This window comes from Commensalibacter melissae (assembly GCF_003691365.1).
Classification (GTDB): domain Bacteria; phylum Pseudomonadota; class Alphaproteobacteria; order Acetobacterales; family Acetobacteraceae; genus Commensalibacter; species Commensalibacter melissae.
Genome location: NZ_CP033087.1, coordinates 1,620,168 through 1,640,026, shown reverse-complemented (window position 1 = coordinate 1,640,026; position 19,859 = coordinate 1,620,168). Strand labels below are relative to the sequence as shown.

The window sequence follows — 19,859 nt, the reverse complement described above, 5'->3', positions numbered from 1 at the left end:
AAAAGGATATGGTTATCCATATCCTGTTTTTTTAAGTTATGAATTTATTAATTACATTGCTGATTTAAAGATTGCCGCAACTTCTTCAGCATTTCCCTGACGGGGATTGGTCAAGGCGCAAGCATCCTTAAGCGCATTGGCAGTCAAGGTGGGAATATCTTTTTCCTGAACCTTGAGTTCTGTCAGATTGGCAGGAATGTTAATATCTTTTGAGAGGCTGCGGATAGCCGCGATACAGGCTTTGGCGCCTTCCTCATCATTCATGCTACTGACATCAATATTCATTGCCTTTGCAATATCTTTTAAACGAGCGGCACATTTGGGGAGGTTGTATTCTTGAACGTGAGGCAACAGTACTGCATTACAAACCCCATGTGGCAAACCATAAAAACCACCAAGCTGATGTGCCATTGCGTGGACATATCCCAAGGATGCGTTATTGAATGCCATTCCTGCGAGCAGTTCTGCATAGGCCATATTCTCACGAGCTTGCATGTCCTGGCCATTTTTAACTGCATTGCGCAGATTTTCTTCGATTAGGGTTACGGCCTTCAAGGCACACGCATCTGTGATGGGTGTGGCGGCAGTGGAAACATAGGCTTCAACTGCATGAGTCAGAGCATCCATACCTGTCGCAGCAGTCAGTCCAGGAGGCATACCCGCCATTAAAGCGGGATCATTGACAGACAAAATAGGTGTTACATGAGGTGTAATGATAGCCATTTTAACATGGCGTGTTTCATCCGTGATAATGCAAAAACGGGTTATTTCACTGGCTGTTCCAGCAGTTGTGTTGATCGCGATTAATGGAAGTTGAGGTTTATTGGATTTGTCAATTCCCTCATAATTTTTGATTTCACCACCATTGGTGGCAAGCAGGGCAATCCCTTTGGCACAATCATGCGGAGAACCACCCCCAAGGGAAATAACGAAATCACAATTATTTTCTTTGAGTATTTTTAATCCGTCATTAACATTTGTTACGGTAGGATTGGGATGGGTGCCATCAAAAACATTTGTTTTAATTCCTTGCTGATCAAGCATATCAGCAATTTTTTTGACTACTCCGTTTTTGCTTAGAAATGAATCTGTAACGATAAGGCCATGCTTGAGACCATGTCCCTGAATGTGGGAAATAGCGTCTTGTAAGGCGTTTTTACCAATAATATTTACAGGTGGAAGAAAGAATGTAGTACTCATAATATTGTATATCCTTTATCACCATTATAGTTTCTTAGAGATATATAAGAGTAATTTAATAAAATTAAAGTCTTTACTCTAAGTAAATAAGGGGAAGAGTCGCGCTCTTTTTATTAAGTATGTTTGTAAATTTTACAAAATTATAATCCCCCGATTATGGGTTTTAATCAAGGGATTACTTTAAAAAACCAAATATTAATTTCTATATTTGAAAAATCGGATAATTATTTTATCATTTTAGACCCGTCGCTACTTTTTGTTCCAGTTCCGGATCAATTTTCTGGAAGTGTTCCAACACGCGTTTTTGAATATCCTTTCGAACCATTTGCAGGGATTCAACAAAATTATTGATCAACAGACTTTTTTGTTCTGGTTTCATCAAATGAAACAAGGCCCTTGGATAACTGTAATAGTCCTGGTCAACGCGGTTGTCGTACCTTCCCCCTTCACCGGATGTATAATCCGGGAAATAGTTTTCAGGAGTGTTCGTTTGTTTTGGAGCATTTGGATCGCTGTTTGGTTCATAGTTTGTCATTCCGCCTCCATTATCATCAAAACGCATATATCCATCTCTTTGGTAATTGTTTACAGGGCTTTTTGCAGCATTGATGGGCAGCAGCTGATGATTTGTTCCAACCCGGTACCGTGCGGCATCAGCATAGGCAAATATACGTCCTTGCAACATTTTGTCCGGGGAAACGCCTATGCCGGGAACAACGTTGCCAGGGGAAAAAGCCGCCTGTTCTACCTCGGCAAAATAATTTCCTGGATTACGATCCAATTCAAAATATCCAACTTCATGCAATGGGAATTCTTTTTGTGACCAAACTTTGGTAACGTCGAAAGGATTATCCTTGTGATTCTTTGCTTGTTCAATCGACATAACCTGTATATAGGCTTTCCATCTTGGGAAATGGCCCTCCTTGATTGCATTGAATAAATCCTCGGTAAGGTAATCCGGATTGGAACCGGCTAATTCTCCAGCTTTTTTAGGATCAAGATTTTTAACACCCTGTTCTGTTCTGAAATGCCATTTTACCCAAGTGCGGACATTATCCTTATTGATTAGACTGAAAGTGTGGCTTCCATAACCATGCATGCATCGATAGCTGGCGGGAATACCCCGGTCAGAGAAAAGGATCATGACCTGATGCAGGGCCTCGGGAGATAAAGACCAAAAGTCCCATTGAAAATTGGGATCTTTTAGATTGGATTGAGGATCCCTTTTCTGGGTACGGATGAAATCGGGGAATTTCAGGGGGTCACGAATAAAAAACACGGGAGTGTTGTTTCCGACAAGATCCCAGTTTCCATCTTCAGTGTAGAATTTCAAGGCAAAACCGCGTGGATCCCTTACCGTATCGGCTGATCCCCTTTCGCCTGCAACTTGTGAGAAGCGTGCAAACATCGGGGTTTCTTTACCTATTTCGCTAAATATTTTGGCACAGCTATATCTGGTTATATCTTGGGTAACTACAAATTTTCCGTGAGCGGCCGTCCCTTTGGCATGAACACGCCGTTCGGGTATAACTTCACGGTTAAAATGAGCAAGTTTCTCAACCAGATGAAAATCATCCAATAGAATTGGACCACGAGGTCCAGAGGTTCTGGAATTCTGGTTATCGGGAACAGGAATACCTTCAGCTGTAGTAAAAACCTTTTTACTCATTTGTAGCTCCTTATTTTATTTTTGTTTCATAAGCCAATTGTTATTTTCTTGACCCAATAATTGTATCATACAATCAATAATTCAAAAGTAACTATTTGAGTTTTAAATATATTATTGGATTATTACTTGCCTGTTTTATGTTTTTATTAAGGATAATTAATAGTTATTTATTTATTTGTTAATATTTTATATTGATATTGGCAAATAACGTAATCTTCTGTAAAAGGTTGGTAAGATCAGTATGTTTTGTAATTATTGTTTCGGTTATCTATATGAAGATATATTATATTGTTAGCAGTTTTGATGGGGGTGGGGCTGAATTCGTAATTCCTGATCTGATAAATTTATTCAAGAAACTGGGGCATTCCGTTGAATTGTTCGGCTGTATACCGAGAAATATGGAAACTGTTGATTTATTTAAAAAAAGTAATATTTCTTACCGTTTATTATCAGGAAATAATGAAAATAGATATAAATCCACTTTTCATTTCAACCAAATTGTAAAACGTTCCCCTCCCGATGTTATATGGACGTCATTGACACGTGCGACGGTGGACGGCCAATTGGTGGGGTTATGGAACCGGATTCCGGTTGTCAGTTGGAAACATAGTGCAAACAGCTATTCTTTGAGATTAATCAAAACAATTCTGATGCAGCGATTAAGTCGGCTTTGGATTGCTGACTCAACAGGAGTTGCCAATTTTTTGAAATCGAAAATGAAAGTTCCGGAAGATCGTATAAAAATCTGGTCTTTATTTAAAATTCCACACAATCTACCTATGGGTTCAGTATGGAATGGCAAAGGAATATTTCATATTGGTTCAGTTGGGCGTTTACATACCGTAAAAAATTTTCCCTTAATGATCAGGGCGATGGCTTACATCAACCATCATTATCCCGAGGTTGGAAAACGGATAAAATTATCCATTGCTGGATCGGGAAAAGAGGAACAGCATTTGAAAAACCTTATTCATTTATTAAAAGTGGATAATGTCGAATTGATAGGTTTTTCAGATGATGTCATGAATTTTTTATCAAAACTTCATTTATATTTGCAAACTTCTGTTTATGAAGGCTTATGTATTGCCGTTCATGAAGCTTTGGCTGTCGGTATTCCGGTTATTTCAACAAATGTTGGGGAGATGCGGAGTGCTTTCAGGAATAATTCAATAGGAACATTAATTGATAAAAATTCTCCAGAACTTTTAGCTAGACAAATTCTGGAATATTATCATAATCCAAGCAAAACACAGTATTATGCTGCGAATGCACGTCAATATATGCAACAGCATTACAGTGAGGAAAGTTTCGAAGCTTCCGGAAGGTTTGTTTTAAATCATATTGAAGAGAATATTTTACCAAGATATTTGAAATAAACCTTGTTTGACCATTATATTTTTTCAGATCCAATCAATTCATTCCATTCTTGTTCATCGAGACATTGCAAACCAAGTTCTTTTGCTTTTCGTGCTTTACTGCCACCATCTGTGCCCTCGATCACGAAATCGGTTTTTTGTGAAACGGAACTTGTTACTTTTGCACCCAGCCTTTCAGCAATATTTTTAGCTTCGGAACGTGTCATGGAAGATAGGGTTCCTGTAAAAACAATTGTTTTACCGGCAAGTTTTCCTGTTTGCTGATACTGCACATCCTGAATGGTCAGTTCCTTTTCAAGATCCTGCAGGGTTGTCAAATTATGCATTTCGGTAAAGAACGCAACAATTTCATCCGCGATTGCAGGACCAACTCCCTCAATGGAACCCAATACCAATCTTTCTTCAGAGCCAGTTTGCCGGGCGGCCAGCATTTGTTCCTTCCAGTTGGTATATGATGTATAGTATCTGGCCAGAATTTTAGCTGTTGTAAGCCCTATCCTTCGAATTCCAAGGGAATAAATGAAATGATCCAGTGAAATCCTTCTATGCTGGTCAATGGCGGTTAAAAGGTTTTTTAAAGAAAGCTCTCCCCAGCCTTCAAGTCTTAGTATGGTTTGTTGATGTTGATATAAACGAAAGATGTCCGCAGGTTGCTTGATTAAATCCATACGGAAAAAATCGAGAACGGTTTTTTCCCCCATACCTTCAATATTGAAAGCATCCTTAGAGCAAAAATGAATTAATCGTTCCTCAATCTGGGCTTTACAAGACAGTCCACCTGTGCAACGACTTACAGCTTCGTTTTTTGGTTTTTCTGCAATGGCCCCACAAACAGGGCAATGTGTGGGGAATTTAAAAGGCGCTGCACGATTTTGAGAATTGAAGGATATATCAACTCGCAATATTTGGGGAATTACATCACCGGCACGTTGTATAATGACCTGGTCATGTTCCCTGATATCCTTACGGATTATTTCATCTTCATTATGAAGGGTGGCTCTTGTTACGATTACGCCACCAACATTTACGGGTTCAAGGAGGGCCACAGGCGTTAAAGCGCCTGTACGTCCAACCTGAATCTCGATTTTTTTTATGCGGGTTATTGCCTGTTCCGCCGGGAATTTCCATGCAGTTGCCCAGCGTGGGGATCGTCCGATAAATCCCAATCGGTTTTGTAAGGTGACAGAATTGATTTTATAAACCACTCCATCAATATCGTAAGGCAATCCGGAACGCTGATGAATAATGGACTGTTGAAATTCTTCTGCTTCCCGGGCATTTTTAACAACCTTGAATAAGGGATTAACGGTGAAGCCCCATTGCTGTAAGCGTTCTAAAAAATGTTCATGTGTATCCGCGATTGATTTATCTGAATAACCCTGTGCATACACAAATAGGGAAAGGGGTCTTGAGCGTGTAATTTCAGGGTCAAGTTGTCTGAGAGAGCCGGCTGCGGCATTTCTTGGATTGGCAAAAAGACGTTTGTTATTTTTTTCCTGTTCTTTATTTAAATTGAAAAAATCTTGCTTGGAGATGTAAACCTCTCCCCGAATTTCAATTGTGTCTGGATAATTTTCTGTAAGTGTCAGGGGTAGGTTCCGCAAAGTTTTGACATTTTCGGTAACATCCTCTCCCGTTGTTCCATCACCACGTGTGCTGGCTTGGATTAGTTTGCCATGTTTATAGGTAAGGTTAATGGATAATCCATCAATTTTTGGTTCTGCAACAAAATGAAGATTATCAAGTTCCTCGGGTTTGAGATCAAGATAACGCTGGATTCGTTTTATGAAATCTTCGAATTCTCTAATATCAAATACATTATCAAGGGAAAGCATGGGTATTAGATGTTTACATTTCTGTAATCCTCCCGTCGGTTTGATTCCAACCTTTTGGCTAATACTGTCTTTTTGTCTGAATTGTGGGAAAAGGAGTTCGATCTTGTTATATCTTTGGCGTAATTTATCGTAGGTAGCATCTTCCACCAAAGGTTCGTCTTGATTGTAATATGCGTGATCCAATGATTTTAATAAATTGGCAAGTTGTGACAGTTCTTTTTGAGCCTGTTCGGAAGATAGTTCAGATATGGGAATCTGGTGAAAATCAGTTTGAAATTTTTGCATAATTTTGAGTACTTAATTTTTTATTATTATTTATTTAGTAAGCTATCTGCGGCGGAACGGGCAGCGTCAGTAATCTGGTTCCCAGCAAGCATACGGGCGATTTCCTCTTTACGCTCGTTTGAATTCAGGCATTTTGTTGTGGTATAGGTTACGCCATTTTTAATTAATTTGCTAATTTGAAATTGCGTATCTCCACTGGCAGCAACCTGAGGGCTGTGTGTGACTGCAAATACCTGCATAGTTTGAGCGATATGATGTAATTTTTCACCGATTGCCGAAGCGGCTGCCCCGCCAACACCAGAATCAATTTCATCAAAAATCAGCGCTGATAAGGTAGACTTTTGGCTTAAAACAACCTTTAAAGCCAATAAAAGTCTGGATAGTTCCCCGCCGGAAGCGGCCTTGTTCAAAGGGGCAGGAGGGACACCGGGATTGGCTGCAATCAAAAACTCGATTTGTTCCTTACCGTTTTGATTCCATGCGTCTCTGTTAAGTGGCTTCAAAGATACGAGGAATTTTGCGCGTTCCAGTTTTAAGGGTTTTAATTCGGCAGTAACAGCTTGTTCCAACTTTTTGGAAATTTTCTGTCTATGTTGTGATAGTGCTTCGGCGGCTTCCTCAAATTTAAGGCGGTGTTGATTAACTTCTATTTCGAGGGTCTTGATTTGTGTTGTTCCAATATCTAGTTGATTAAGTTTTATTTCAAATTCTTGAAGCAGATGGGACAATTCATCAATAGTCACGCCATATTTTCGGCTTGCGCCGCGTAGGGAGAATAATCGTTCCTCTATTTCATCAATTTGTTGAGGATCAATTTCAATCGTGTTTACAAGCTGTGAAAGTGTTGTTTCCGCTTCCGCTAAAGATTCTTCTGCTTGAGTGATCGCTTCCAATGCTGCTTGAATGGATTTATTAGATTCGGAAAATGAAGTGTTTTCAGAATTGGATAAGAGACGTTGAAGAGTTTTGCTTGCATTTAGCAAGACTTGGGAAGGCTGGTTATTTTTACGGTCCTGGGGAGCAAGCTGATTAAGAGCAGAAACCAGTAATTCCAGATGTCTTTCATTTTGTTGTAATGATCGTCTTTTATGAACAAGCTCTTGTTCCTCTTCAGCTTGTGGAGAAAGATTTTTTAATTCCTCAACTGATTCTCGTAACCATTTTTCTTCATGTAATGTTTCTTCAAGATTTTTTTTAAGAGCGGCAAGTTTGGCTGTTGTTTCAGTCCATTGATAATAGGTTTTGCGAGTTTCATTCAATAAGTTTAGTGGAGTGCCAAAATTATCGAGAAGATAAAGATGATTTCGCATATCCATTAGACCAATCTGCGAGTGCTGTCCCTGTATCTCGATAAGTAGTTGACCAATTTCTCGTAAAAAATTAAGACTGATAAGCTGATCATTAATATAGGCGCGTGAACGTCCATCCTGTGAAATAGTACGACGAATGACCAATGGCTGATCGGTTATTTCTGAAATTTCATAACCTTGTAATTGTAATTGCTGATAGACAGGATGCATTTTCTCGATTTCAAAACAAGCTGTGACCGAAGCCTGATTTGATCCAGTCCTGATCAAGGAAGAGCTTGCTCTTTCACCTAATGTTAAGGCAAGGCTATCTAGTAAAATAGATTTGCCTGCCCCTGTTTCTCCAGTAAAAACCGTAAGTCCCTGATCGAAGGTTAAATCCAGCTTTTCAATTAAAACAACATTACGTATAGAGAGTTGTATTAACATTGGGGCTTCAGTATATAAAACAGGGATATTTTATTAAAAAATAGAAGTGAGCGAATACCACATTCGTTTGAAGAATCCAGGTTTTTTACTGGTTGGTTTGGCTGTTTGTTCTGAAACAAGGTGATATTTTCTTAAATCATTATATGTATAGCGATACCAGTGACTGTTGGGATAGTTATATCCCAATACAGATGCTGTCTTACGGGCTTGATCTGTAAGTCCCAATTTTAAGGAGACTTCAACGAGACGATGTAATGCTTCTGCTACATGGTTGGTCGTTTGATAGTCTAAAATAACCCGTTGATAACGGGTAACAGCGGCCTCATAGTTTTTTTGCTGTTCATAAAAGCGTCCGATGAGCATTTCTTTACCGGCGAGATGGTCACGGCATAAGTCAATCTTGAGCTGTGCATCACGGGCATAGGAAGTTCCGGGGAAACGGCTTACTACATCATTCAAGGCACTAAGCGCTTCCATTGTGCCTTGCTGATCTCTTGTGACATCTGAAATGCGTTCGTAATAACATAAGGCGCGAAGATAAAAGGCATAGGGTGCATCTGGGCTATTTGGATGAAGCTGTAAATAGGTTTCCAATTGTTTTACCGCTTCTGGATACTTATTTTGCAGATAATAAGCATATCCTTCCATTAGTTGGGCATTAGGGGTATAGCTTGAATAAGGAAAATTCTCCTGTAATAACTCGAATTGTTTAGTGGCTAATTTGTATTTTCTAATCTTGATGCCATCTATACCGTTGTTGTACAGTTGTTCAGGAGTATTTTCCTGATATGTTGCTGCTGAATTATCATTCAACTTCTTTTGATCTTTATGACCGCCACCACATGCAACAAGACTCGTCGCAAGTAATAATGGGAAAAAATGTCGTATTGGATAAAAATAACGTTTTTGATTCACTGTATCCACAGTTTTAACGACTTTCTATTCTATAAAATGGCACAAAATAAAAATAATGTTTCTTTTATAACATGGAAGAAAGAAAGAGGAAGATTTTAATTTAGTAAAATTAAATTTTGTTTTGCAGGTGAGGTTTTTATGTTTCTTGTCTGAGAGGATATCTGTCTAGGGAAATGACCTGGGAATCATGGTAAACCCTGCCTGATAATTGATGGGAAAATTGAAAGCGCCATGCATCTGTTTGTTTCATCAAGGCGTGAAGTAACATATTGTTTAGTTTATGTCCTGATTTATATCCAATAAATTTTCCATACAGTCGGTGGCCTGCCAAAGATAAATCGCCTATGGCATCAAGCATTTTATGTTTGACAAATTCATTTGGACAATATAATCCTTCCGGATTTAGAATTTTTCCATTATCAACAACAATGGCATTTTGTAGGCTACCCCCTTTTGCCAAACCCATTTTATGAAGTGTATCTATTTCTTTTTTAAAGGTGAATGTTCTACAGAAGGCTATTTCTCTTTGAAAATTCAGGGGGGTTAGATCCATGTCAAAGGTTTGTTTTCCAATCAGAGAATTTGGAAAATCAATCGTTAATGACAATGATAGTTGATTTTTGGATGATGGATGAAATTCAGCAAAAGCGTCGTTATACTCTACCCGAACAGGTTTCATAATTTGTATGGCGGGTTTGTCTGCATAAAGAGATTGTCGGCCAGCCTTATGTAGAAGCGTGGTGAATTTGGCGGCAGATCCATCCAAAACGGGTATTTCAGGCCCATTGCATTCGATAAAAAGATTGTTAATTTGATAGCCTGCCAGCGCAGACATAATATGTTCAACCGTTCCTATTCTGATATTTGGGTTATTCGGAGAAGCAATAACCGTGCTAAGACTTGTATCAATAACGTTATTATAATGGGCTGGAATTGGTGTGTCATCAAGGTCTGTTCTAAAAAATACAATTCCTGTTCCTACTGGGGCTGGAATCAATTTTACATGAACTAACTTGCCTGTGTGCAATCCCATTCCTGAGAAATTAACAGGAGAGGCAAGGGTATATTGCAAGGATAAGTTTATATCATTTGTAAATTTGGAAGATAGCAATGAATTATATGCGATGTTTACCTTTTTTGAAGCGGGTAGAACCTGCGGACAATTCATAGTTTTCTCCTCTAAATAATTACCAAGATTTAATAACTCACATGAATTTCATTATAATTTTTAGTAAGGGAATACTAGTCAAAGATTATTGCATAGTGTTACGCATTTAATATTTTATTAGAGGCTTCAAAAGTTTTGAAGCCTCTAATAAATAATATTATCTTGATTTTCTACGAAGAAAAGCTGGTATATCCAAGCTTGCCTCTTCAGCTGAAGATTGACTTTTTTGGTCATTTTTGTTGGAATTCTCACTATTGGAGACAGAGGGTTCATTCTTTTTTTGATGATAGGAAGGTGAACCATTATTGCTTCTTCCTCGTAAGGCACCGGTAACAATACCAAAAAGACTGCGTGAGGGAGCAGTGTTAGTTTCGGGTTCCTGATAACGTGAATCTGAAAATAAACCTGAACGTGGTGATGTTTTTGACACACGTTCTGGGACAGAATCAGGGGAGGGAGGGGTTGGATCATCAGAAAAATTTGTTTGATTCTTTTCTTTCGATTGATCAAATGATTCATTGGCCTCAGATGATACATTTAAAGAAGATTTATCCAATTTTTTTTCTGTATCAAACTGTGTCTGATTATTTTCAGGAGGTGTATCTGTTTGTGTGTTATCTGAATCTTTTGATTGTGCGGTATCGTTTGAAGATATCTGCTGCTCTTGTTGTACAGTTTGAGATTGCTTTTCATATTGCACCGGGCTGTCTATGCCGGTTGCTACCACTGATACACGAATTTTTCCTGTCAGGTTCTCATCAATGGCGGACCCAAAAATAATATTGGCATCTTCGGCAACTTCTTCACGAATACGGTTGGCTGCCTGATCGACTTCAAACAGAGTCAGATCATCACCGCCCGTAATGTTAATCAACAATCCTTTTGCCCCAGCCATAGACGTATCTTCAAGCAATGGATTGGAAATGGCTTCCTCTGCTGCACGGATAGCCCGATTTTCACCTTCCACCTCTCCTGTTCCCATCATAGCCTTACCCATTTCAGCCATGACTGTTCTGATATCGGCAAAATCAAGATTGACAAGTCCTGGCGACATCATAAGATCTGTCACCCCTTTAACCCCCATATACAGCACTTCATCCGCCATTTTGAAAGCATCTTTCCATGTTGTATTTTCAGTTGCTGTACGGAAGAGGTTTTGGTTTGGGATTACGATCAGCGTATCAACAAATTGTTGAAGTTCGGCAATACCGGCTTCCGCCAATCGAGCCCTGCGAATTCCTTCAAAGGTAAAGGGTTTAGTGACAACTCCGACGGTCAGAATTCCACGTTCACGTGCCATTCTTGCAATGACTGGTGCGGCACCGGTTCCTGTTCCACCACCCATTCCGGCAGTGATAAAAACCATGTGAATATTGTCAAGATGCCGAGCTATTTCATCAGCGGCTTCCTCTGCAGCTGCGCGACCAATATCTGGTTTTGCACCAGCTCCCAGCCCTTGGGTTAGATGGGGGCCTAATTGAATACGATTATCAGCATGACTGTTCATCAATTGTTGCGCATCGGTATTGGCAACAACAAATTCTACGCCTTTCAAATGCAATAAAATCATGTTATCCACAGCGTTGGTTCCCCCTCCACCAACACCAATAACAGTAATACGAGGGGTGAAATCTTCATAAGCGGGCTGTGGAATCGTTAAATTGAGTGTCATGAATGTCCTCGAACCGATATTTCGTAAACTATGTGTAAGGTTACAATGGAAAGTTACTATTATACAAAGAAAATATTTATATGTGTATCCTTATAAACTCAATTATTTTTTTAAGGAAACCATTGTTTTTTTTATTCGAGAAATCGAGATCTGCAAGGGTTCTTCCCTCGCCAGCCGCCCAGCAGAGTAAACCGGCGGCAGTAGAAAAGGCAGCCGAGGTTGTACTATCATTGGGTAATCCTATAATATTGTTGGGTTTTCCCAAGCGGATTTGACGGTTCAGGATACGGGCTGCTAAGGGACCGAGTCCTTCAAGTAAAGAACCCCCTCCCGTTAATACAACCCTGCCATTTGCTGCTTTGCCAATATTTGCATTATCCAGGCGGTCTCGAATCAATTCAAGTGTTTCTTCTATCCGTGGCCTGATAATAGAAATAACTCTTGATAGCGGAACTTTTGTCATGATTTCGTAATCATCGTCACCGATCATTTGAATGGGCAATTGCTGATATTCGTCGTTATAGGAATATTCAGCACTGCCGTATTTAGTTTTAAGCCATTCTGCTGTATCAATTGAGGTTGAAAGAATACCTGCTATATCCCTGGTAATATGGGATCCACCAATCGGAATTTGTGAAGTGTAGAGAAGTTGATTGTCGCCGAAAATGCCAATAGAGGTTGTTCCGCCGCCCATGTCCACAATAGTGGCGCCTAAATCTCTTTCGTCTGGTGCCATTACTGCCAGTCCAGCAGCTAGAGGGGTGGATATGATGCTTTCAATTTCCAATTCAGAACGCATTAAGACAGTTGCCAGATTTTTAAGGGATGTGGCGGAAGTGCTGATGATATGTAATGTTGTACTCAGTATTTCACATTGATGTCCTCTGGGATCTTCAACCCCAGCGGTCTCATCAACATTAAAACTTAGAGGCAAGGCATGAATAATTTCACGACCTTCAACTTGGGCTCTCAAAATTCCTTCGTTAACCAATCGGTATATGTCATGATTGGTGATTTCTCTTCCGCCAATTGGCCATTCGATATTGTAAAGCTGGCTGTCAGGTTTACCGCCAGAAAGATTTACATAAATTTTGTTTAACCGACGCTCGGCTGCTTCTTCTGCCTGTCCAACGGCTGAACGGATTGCACGTTCAGCACTTTTAAGATTAATAATACCACCTTGTTTTACGCCATGAGAGCGTCTCCATCCATATCCCAGAACTTTTAGTTTTCCGTTGGATTTACCCTGTCCAATTAGACAGGTGATTTTTGTACTGCCAATATCCAATACACCGAAAACACCGGGTAAAAATTGTTTTTGCGCGGGTAAGTCGTCAGGGGGAAATATATTACTCTTTACTAATTGCCTGGATCGGGCAATAGCGATGGTCTGCTTTGCATGATTGGGGGAATTTCCTTGACTTGTTTTATAATTCAGTTGTTTCATGCACTTAACCATTTCCTCAAGAATTACATTATACCAGAAAAGATTTGATCAAGGTGTTTTTTCGTCATTGTCATTAGAGGGTTCCGGATTATCATTTTCAGGATTGGGTGGTGTCGGTTCTTTATCTTTTAGTATGATTAAGCGGTCGGGAAGACGCAAATCAATATGTTTCAGGGGACGATCCAGTAACTGGAACTGTTTTTCATATTGAATCAGTCGTTGAATGGCAGCAATTTCCTGATTTTCGGGAAGTAAAATGATTGTACCATTCTTCAAATTTAGGTTCCAGCGTCTATTCCCGATTCTTACGGCTGCCACCATACGATTTTTGATATCTGGATAAACGGATAAAATGTCGATCAAATCGGAAGCTGCTGTATTTGCACCAATACCGACAACCAAGGGAAGTTTTAAAAAAGCCTGTCCATCTTTTCCATTCATTCCCTGATCGTTGACAATGTTTCCTTTTTTATCAATAAGTTTGAATTTTCCTTGGTTTTGCCAAACGGCAAAGGGACTGCGTTCAATAATGTGGACAATTAAAGTATCTGGTAATTGACGTTTGATAACGGCATAATTGACAAAAGTTAGGCCATTTAGGCGTTTCTGGGCATCTTTGATGGAAAAATTAAGGATCGGATCACCAATATTGATACCAAGGGCCTGTTTTATTTCATATTCAGTGGTCAGTTTACAGCCATCAATAATGATATGAGCCAGTTTCATTGGAACAAGTTTGGCTGTTTTTGTTCTGAAAAGTGAAAATTCCTGTTCCGATGCGAACTTATAAATGGCCCATCCACCCCCGATAAAAAGCCCAAGGATGATAAGAAGAAAGAAAAAGGGACGAAGCATTCGCTTCAAACGGCGATAGGCTATTTTTTGTTTTGAGGGACGATCATCCTGATGATTAGGTCGCCTTTTTAAGTACGACATTTTGCTTTTTCCACAAGATGTGAACATAGTTCGGGATAGGTTATCCCACAAAAGGCGGCTTGTTCTGGCAGCAGAGAAGTTTTGGTCATGCCGGGTTGTGTATTTACTTCCAGAATATACAAATCACCAGGTTGGTCTTGTGTTTCATTGTGATTATCGTACCGAAAATCAGTGCGGGAAACAGAATCACATCCTAGAATCTTATGGGCTTTTTGCGCATAGTCTAACGCTGTCTGAAAAGCTTGCGGATGTATAACCGCGGGGACAGTATGGGTTGATTGTCCAGCTTGATATTTTGCGTTATAATCGTAAAAAATATTTGTTCCAGATGATATATCGGTTACGGTAAGGGCTTTGTCATCAAGCACGCAGACTGTTAGTTCTTTTCCTGGAATAAATTGTTCAATCAGAGCCTCTTGACCAAAGATCCATTCCTTTATGATTTTTTCACGTTGTTTCTGTCGGATACTGGCATCGTTTGATTGGATGATATGAACACCTACAGATGATCCTTCTTGAATGGGTTTTACCACATATGGAACAGGAAAGGGATCCCCTGAATCCAACAGCGTGATAGGAACAGATTTACCTTTAGCTATCGGAAGACCGGCTTCATGAAGTAAAATACGGGTAATCTTTTTATTCATCGCGATTGCTGAGGAACATATATTTCCATGGGTGTAGGGTATATTCAACCATTCCAAAACACCCTGAATGGCTCCATCTTCGCCAAAGTTTCCATGCAGAGCATTAAAAACAACATCGGGACGGTTTTTGGTCAGTGAATTGACAATTTCATTTAAATTATCGTTGGCGATTAAATCCGTTACTTCATAGCCTGCCGTATTCAATGCCTCGATTATATTCTCACCACTGGCCAGACTGACTTCTCGTTCAGATGATAATCCTCCTCGCAGAACGGTTACTCGTTTAGCCAACATACTTATTTTCCCTTTGAGCATAAGGTATTCCGATACGTTTTATTTCCCATTCAAGTTCAATACCAAAATCGTTGAAAACCCGTTTTCTTAATTCCTCGCCTAAATTTTCAAGATCGCCAGCTGTCGCTTCCCCTGTATTGATTAAGAAATTACAATGTTTTTCACTGACTTTTGCCCCTCCCATGATAAGCCCTCTGCCTTTAACCATATCGATAAGTTCCCAGGCCTTGTAAGAGGAAATATTCGGTGAGGGGTTGCGAAAAGTGGAACCACCTGTTCTTGAATGAATTGGCTGTGAATTTTCGCGTTGAGCTTTTATTTCGTCCATTGTTTTGTGTATGGTATCTTTGTTGCAGGGTTTACCCCGCAATCTTACACGAGTGACAATACCATCGGGTGGTAAAACAGAATGACGATAGCTTAATTTTAGGTCAGATGAGGAAAGACGGAATAAATCTCCGTTTCGAGTAAGTATTTCTGCCCAGTCCATAATTGTTGCAATATCGGAGCCATGGGCTCCTGCATTCATTTTGACTGCCCCTCCAATACTACCGGGAATACCACTCAAGAATTCCATACCTGTTAAACCAAGCTGGGCGGCATATTCCGCGATTGTCATATCCAAACAAGCTGCACCTGCAACAAGTCCTTCACGGTCGGGAATAATTTCATGAAATCCCTTGCGCAATTGAAAACTTATTCCTTGAAGCCCACCGTCACGAATAAGAAGATTAGAGGTGGCCCCTATGGTAAAATAAGGCCACTCCAAGGGCATTGTTTTAAGAATATAGGCAAGATCTTCCGTGTCTGCGGGGTTGATAAGGATTTCGGCATTACCTCCTACACGAAACCAGCTTCTGTTTTTCAACGGGGCATTGTAGGTTACGCGTCCCCTCAGTTCGGGTAATAAATCGGAAATTGCTTCTTTGGTGAAAAGCCCCGTAGACATTAATTTTATCCTTTATTTCATTTTTTTTGTAAGGCTTTTAATTGTTCGGGCAAAGCATGGGCCCAATTTGTAATGGAACCTGCTCCCAAACAGATAACGAAATCTCCAGGTTCGGCAATTGCATTAATCATTTCTGCCAATTGATCGTGTTGGGGCAATGCAACGACAGATTGATGTCCATGCGCTCGCAACCCTTCAACAAGCGCCTCTTTATTGATACCTGGAATAGGAGTTTCTCCTGCTGGATAGACATCAGAAACAATGACAGTGCTGGCATCATTCATGCAGGAGCAGAATTCGGGAAATAAATTTTGTAATCTTGAATAACGGTGTGGTTGAATGACTGCAATGACATTATGAGTGGTTGCCTGTCTGGCAGCTTTCAAAACCGCTGCAATTTCGACGGGATGATGTCCGTAATCGTCAATAATAGTAATTTTGTTGACTTCCCCGACACGAGTGAAACGACGTTGCACTCCCTTGAAACCGGCAAAGGCAGAACGAATGTTGTCTTCACTGATATCCATTTCCAAGGCTACGGCAATAGCGGCAAGGGCATTTTGTACATTATGCTGCCCGAGCATTGGAATACGGAATGGACCCAGATGTCGATTGATCTGTTTTTGCCGATCTGTAAAGACAACGTTAAATGTTGTTCCTAACTTATCCATAATAACCTTTTCCGCCCGCACATCAGCTTGTGGGGAAAAACCATAAGTAATGAGACGACGGTCTGAAAGTCGGGGTAACATTTTTTGGACGCTGGGATGATCAATACATAAGACAGCAAAACCGTAAAAGGGGATATGGGAAACAAATTGCTGATAGGCATCTTCCATGGCCTCGACTGTTCCCCAATGATCCATATGTTCTGGATCCATGTTGGTAACAACTGCTATAACAACGGGGAGGCGAAGAAAGGAGCCATCACTTTCATCTGCCTCAACAACCATCCAGTCTCCAGATCCCATTCTTGTATTGGTACCGTATGCTTCAATTATTCCGCCATTGATAACTGTTGGATCAAGTTTGGCATATTCGAGCAATGTTGCGATAAGGCTTGTAGTTGTTGTTTTTCCATGAGTTCCGCCCACAGCAATTGACCAGCGTAACCGCATAAGTTCCGCAAGCATTTCCGCTCTTTGCACAACAGGTATAAAACGAGCCCTGGCTTCTATAACCTCTGGATTATCTTTATTAATGGCAGAAGAGACAACGACAACCTGAGCTTTTCCAAGGTTTTCCGCCCTATGACCAATTTTGATCGGAATGCCTAATTTACGCAGTCTTTCCACATTAGCGTTTTCCGCAATATCAGAACCCTGAATATGATAGCCTAGATAATGTAGAGTTTCAGCAATACCGGACATGCCAATACCACCAATACCGACAAAATGAATGATACCAATTGAAAGAGGAAGGGATCTCATGAAAATGCTCTTGTTAAATGAAGTTAGGATGATAGATTTGCAACAGATCGCTCTATTAAATCAGCCAGATTTTTTGCCGCATTGGGATAGGCAGTTTTATGGGATAAGGCAGCTTTTTGCAATTTTTCTGGATGGCTGAACAAATCATTAATTAATTGCGTTAGGTTTGCAACAGTAAAATCAGGTTGATTAATCAACCATGCCGCTCCTTCTTTCTCAAGAATTTGGGCATTATAATACTGTTCTTTGTTGGCGGCATGGGGATAGGGAACTAAAATAGCCGGACGGTTAGTCAGGGCAAGTTCTGCCGTGGATGATCCTCCTGATCGGCCAATTACTAGGTGGGCTTTTTGCAAAAGATCTCCAATGTTCGTTAAAAAAGGTGATAGCTTTGCTTTTATTTCGTTTTTCTGATAATATCGGGTTATTGTTTCAATATCTTCTTGACGTACCTGTTGCGTGATGCGCAGTTTCTTACGTAAGGATAGAGAGAGATTTCCCAAAGCGTAAGGAACAATTTCACCAAAAATTCTTGCTCCTAAAGATCCTCCCCAGATTAATAGATGAATTGTTTCTTTAGGAGGTTCATAAACGGATGGATAAAGGGAGGTGATATCAGGTCGCACGGGAAGACCGGTCACTACTATTTTATCAGAATTGGAAAGTCCTTTCGTGACAGGAAAAGATGTCGCTATTTTGGTGGCGAAAGGTGCAAGAAAGGCATTGGCCTTGCCAATAATTGCGTTACCTTCATGAAGAATGATGATAGGTCTATTTTTTTTGGACAATAATCGTGTGGCAAAAAGAGGCGGAATGGAAGGATATCCACCAAACCCGACAATTGCAGAAACGTGATTCTGAACCAGGATCTTTCTTGCCTCGATAATCCCCTTCATCAAGGAAAAGGTATTGCCTATTTTTTTCATTATTGTTTTTTTGTTGATGCCAGCACTATCAATAACGAATTGACGAATGTCATGCCATGAAGCCAATTCTCGATCTTCAATCCTTTTATCCGTCATAAAAACCACAGGATAATCTCGTCTGGTGAGCTGTAGGGCAAGGGATTTGGCTGGGAAGAAATGACCACCTGTTCCCCCTGCGGCAATGGCTATAGCAGGTTTGTTCATTGAACTAAATTTCTCTTACTGAATGGCTGGAAACCATTTTTTGAAAATTTGGGGGCCTCTATCCTGTGTCTTGTCAAAGCAAGCACCATACCAATGGCCAATGCAACAGACATGGCGGATGAACCACCGTATGAGATGAAAGGTAAGGTCATGCCTTTTGTTGGAATAAGGTGAAGGGTAGAGGCCATGTTGATAAAAGCTTGTAATCCAAAACCGGTAATGATGCCTGTTGTTGCCAAAATGATGAAAGGATTGTCTTCCTTGATCATTTTTAACAAAGAACGTACAACAATGAAACAGAATATTAAAATAATAATCATGCAAACAATCATTCCGTATTCTTCACCCGCAACAGCAAACACAAAATCAGCATGTGCATCGGGCAAGAGATCTTTCACGCGTCCTTCACCCGGTCCACGTCCCATCATTCCACCATTTCCAAACGCACGCATAGCGGTGTCAATTTGATAATGATCACCAACATTGGGATGAAGAAAGCGTTCAACACGAGAACGTACATGTGGAAAAACGGTATAGGCACCGATAAAAGCGGCAATCATGGCCCCAAAAGCAGAAAATACCCAAAACAGGTTGAGACCATTTACGAAAAGCTGGGTTAGCAAAACAGCGGTAATTACGACAAGCATGCCGATATCGGGTTGAGATTTTAAAAGGAAAAGGATAACACCATAAAAAATAAAAGTTATGAGAAGATTAGGAATATAAAATCGCTTGTTCCAACGAGTTAAAAACCAAGCCGTTAAAACCGCAAAGCAGGGTTTTAAAAATTCAGAAGGCTGGACAGACATCATTGGTAAGGCAATCCATCTACGGGCCCCCTTGATTTCCATACCATGAACAAGGGTATAGGCGGTTGCCAGTATGGCGATAAAACTTCCAATAATTCCAAGTCTTTTTATCCCCTCCACAGACAGCATTGAGGTAACCATGATAATCAGGGCTGCAATGCTCAGGAACATGATCTGTTTAAAGATAAACATGTCTCGTGATGCTCCAATTCTCTGTGCAACGGCAGGGCTGGCGGCCAGCATTAAAATATAGCCAAACCCGATTAACAAACCGATACTTCCCAACATCCAATGATCGATATTTCGCCACCATCGTGCCAGTAATGAATTATCGAGACGGGAAATATTGGACATGATAAAT

General features: G+C 40.3%; 15 protein-coding genes. 1 reads left to right on the top strand and 14 read right to left on the bottom strand.

The features are described from left to right. Positions 1–51: 51 nt before the first annotated feature. Together yiaY and D9V35_RS07430 are read right to left on the bottom strand one after the other, a co-directional pair. Complete coding sequence (gene yiaY / locus D9V35_RS07435) at positions 52–1,200, bottom strand: L-threonine dehydrogenase (RefSeq protein ID WP_110438481.1); 1,149 nt, start codon at positions 1,198–1,200, stop codon at positions 52–54. 232 nt (positions 1,201–1,432) lie between these two features. Beyond that, positions 1,433–2,869, bottom strand: coding sequence for a catalase (locus tag D9V35_RS07430; RefSeq protein WP_122123968.1), 1,437 nt, complete (start codon positions 2,867–2,869; stop codon positions 1,433–1,435). 272 nt (positions 2,870–3,141) lie between these two features. Between D9V35_RS07430 and D9V35_RS07425 the strand changes: the two genes are divergently transcribed. Beyond that, complete coding sequence (locus tag D9V35_RS07425; RefSeq protein ID WP_122123967.1) at positions 3,142–4,245, top strand: glycosyltransferase family 4 protein; 1,104 nt, start codon at positions 3,142–3,144, stop codon at positions 4,243–4,245. Positions 4,246–4,259: 14 nt separating this feature from the next. Here the strand turns inward: D9V35_RS07425 and ligA are convergent, their stop codons facing one another. The 12 genes from ligA to D9V35_RS07365 form a co-directional block, all read right to left on the bottom strand. Further along, complete coding sequence (gene ligA, locus D9V35_RS07420) at positions 4,260–6,365, bottom strand: NAD-dependent DNA ligase LigA (RefSeq protein WP_122123966.1); 2,106 nt, start codon at positions 6,363–6,365, stop codon at positions 4,260–4,262. 26 nt (positions 6,366–6,391) lie between these two features. Continuing rightward, a complete protein-coding gene (gene recN / locus D9V35_RS07415) occupies positions 6,392–8,101 on the bottom strand; it encodes a DNA repair protein RecN (RefSeq protein WP_122123965.1) in 1,710 nt (569 codons plus the stop codon). A gap of 33 nt (positions 8,102–8,134) precedes the next feature. Beyond that, positions 8,135–9,025, bottom strand: a complete 891-nt coding sequence (locus D9V35_RS07410) for an outer membrane protein assembly factor BamD (protein WP_122123964.1) — start codon at positions 9,023–9,025, stop codon at positions 8,135–8,137. Positions 9,026–9,152: 127 nt separating this feature from the next. Next, entirely contained in the window at positions 9,153–10,184 is a 1,032-nt protein-coding gene (lpxC, locus tag D9V35_RS07405; protein ID WP_122123963.1) for a UDP-3-O-acyl-N-acetylglucosamine deacetylase, read from the bottom strand. 157 nt (positions 10,185–10,341) lie between these two features. Beyond that, on the bottom strand, positions 10,342–11,856 hold the full coding sequence (ftsZ, locus tag D9V35_RS07400; RefSeq protein ID WP_122123962.1) for a cell division protein FtsZ: 1,515 nt from the start codon (positions 11,854–11,856) through the stop codon (positions 10,342–10,344). 76 nt (positions 11,857–11,932) lie between these two features. Further along, positions 11,933–13,303, bottom strand: coding sequence for a cell division protein FtsA (gene ftsA / locus D9V35_RS07395; RefSeq protein ID WP_162988612.1), 1,371 nt, complete (start codon positions 13,301–13,303; stop codon positions 11,933–11,935). 48 nt (positions 13,304–13,351) lie between these two features. Next, on the bottom strand, positions 13,352–14,239 hold the full coding sequence (locus tag D9V35_RS07390) for a cell division protein FtsQ/DivIB (protein ID WP_162988611.1): 888 nt from the start codon (positions 14,237–14,239) through the stop codon (positions 13,352–13,354). Next, entirely contained in the window at positions 14,227–15,180 is a 954-nt protein-coding gene (locus D9V35_RS07385; RefSeq protein ID WP_110438471.1) for a D-alanine--D-alanine ligase, read from the bottom strand. The genes D9V35_RS07390 and D9V35_RS07385 overlap by 13 nt, the downstream gene beginning before the upstream one ends. Beyond that, the gene (gene murB, locus D9V35_RS07380; RefSeq protein ID WP_122123959.1) at positions 15,170–16,129 is read right to left on the bottom strand and encodes a UDP-N-acetylmuramate dehydrogenase; all 960 of its coding nucleotides are present in this window, start codon (positions 16,127–16,129) and stop codon (positions 15,170–15,172) included. The genes D9V35_RS07385 and murB overlap by 11 nt, the downstream gene beginning before the upstream one ends. A 17-nt stretch (positions 16,130–16,146) precedes the next feature. After that, complete coding sequence (murC, locus tag D9V35_RS07375) at positions 16,147–17,559, bottom strand: UDP-N-acetylmuramate--L-alanine ligase (RefSeq protein WP_122123958.1); 1,413 nt, start codon at positions 17,557–17,559, stop codon at positions 16,147–16,149. Between the two features lie 23 nt (positions 17,560–17,582). Next, entirely contained in the window at positions 17,583–18,689 is a 1,107-nt protein-coding gene (gene murG, locus D9V35_RS07370) for an undecaprenyldiphospho-muramoylpentapeptide beta-N-acetylglucosaminyltransferase (protein WP_122123957.1), read from the bottom strand. After that, positions 18,686–19,852: an FtsW/RodA/SpoVE family cell cycle protein gene (locus D9V35_RS07365; RefSeq protein ID WP_122123956.1), complete on the bottom strand. Its 1,167-nt coding sequence runs from the start codon at positions 19,850–19,852 to the stop codon at positions 18,686–18,688. The genes murG and D9V35_RS07365 overlap by 4 nt, the downstream gene beginning before the upstream one ends. Positions 19,853–19,859: the final 7 nt, after the last annotated feature.

Bases quoted from the DNA above. Each gene is read 5' to 3' on its own strand.
- yiaY (WP_110438481.1), bottom strand. From the start codon at position 1,200: ATGAGTACTACATTCTTTCTTCCACCTGTAAATATTATTGGTAAAAAC.
- D9V35_RS07430 (WP_122123968.1), bottom strand. From the start codon at position 2,869: ATGAGTAAAAAGGTTTTTACTACAGCTGAAGGTATTCCTGTTCCCGAT.
- D9V35_RS07425 (WP_122123967.1), top strand. From the start codon at position 3,142: ATGAAGATATATTATATTGTTAGCAGTTTTGATGGGGGTGGGGCTGAA.
- ligA (WP_122123966.1), bottom strand. From the start codon at position 6,365: ATGCAAAAATTTCAAACTGATTTTCACCAGATTCCCATATCTGAACTA.
- recN (WP_122123965.1), bottom strand. From the start codon at position 8,101: ATGTTAATACAACTCTCTATACGTAATGTTGTTTTAATTGAAAAGCTG.
- lpxC (WP_122123963.1), bottom strand. From the start codon at position 10,184: ATGAATTGTCCGCAGGTTCTACCCGCTTCAAAAAAGGTAAACATCGCA.
- ftsZ (WP_122123962.1), bottom strand. From the start codon at position 11,856: ATGACACTCAATTTAACGATTCCACAGCCCGCTTATGAAGATTTCACC.
- ftsA (WP_162988612.1), bottom strand. From the start codon at position 13,303: ATGAAACAACTGAATTATAAAACAAGTCAAGGAAATTCCCCCAATCAT.
- D9V35_RS07390 (WP_162988611.1), bottom strand. From the start codon at position 14,239: ATGTCGTACTTAAAAAGGCGACCTAATCATCAGGATGATCGTCCCTCA.
- D9V35_RS07385 (WP_110438471.1), bottom strand. From the start codon at position 15,180: ATGTTGGCTAAACGAGTAACCGTTCTGCGAGGAGGATTATCATCTGAA.
- murB (WP_122123959.1), bottom strand. From the start codon at position 16,129: ATGTCTACGGGGCTTTTCACCAAAGAAGCAATTTCCGATTTATTACCC.
- murC (WP_122123958.1), bottom strand. From the start codon at position 17,559: ATGAGATCCCTTCCTCTTTCAATTGGTATCATTCATTTTGTCGGTATT.
- murG (WP_122123957.1), bottom strand. From the start codon at position 18,689: ATGAACAAACCTGCTATAGCCATTGCCGCAGGGGGAACAGGTGGTCAT.
- D9V35_RS07365 (WP_122123956.1), bottom strand. From the start codon at position 19,852: ATGTCCAATATTTCCCGTCTCGATAATTCATTACTGGCACGATGGTGG.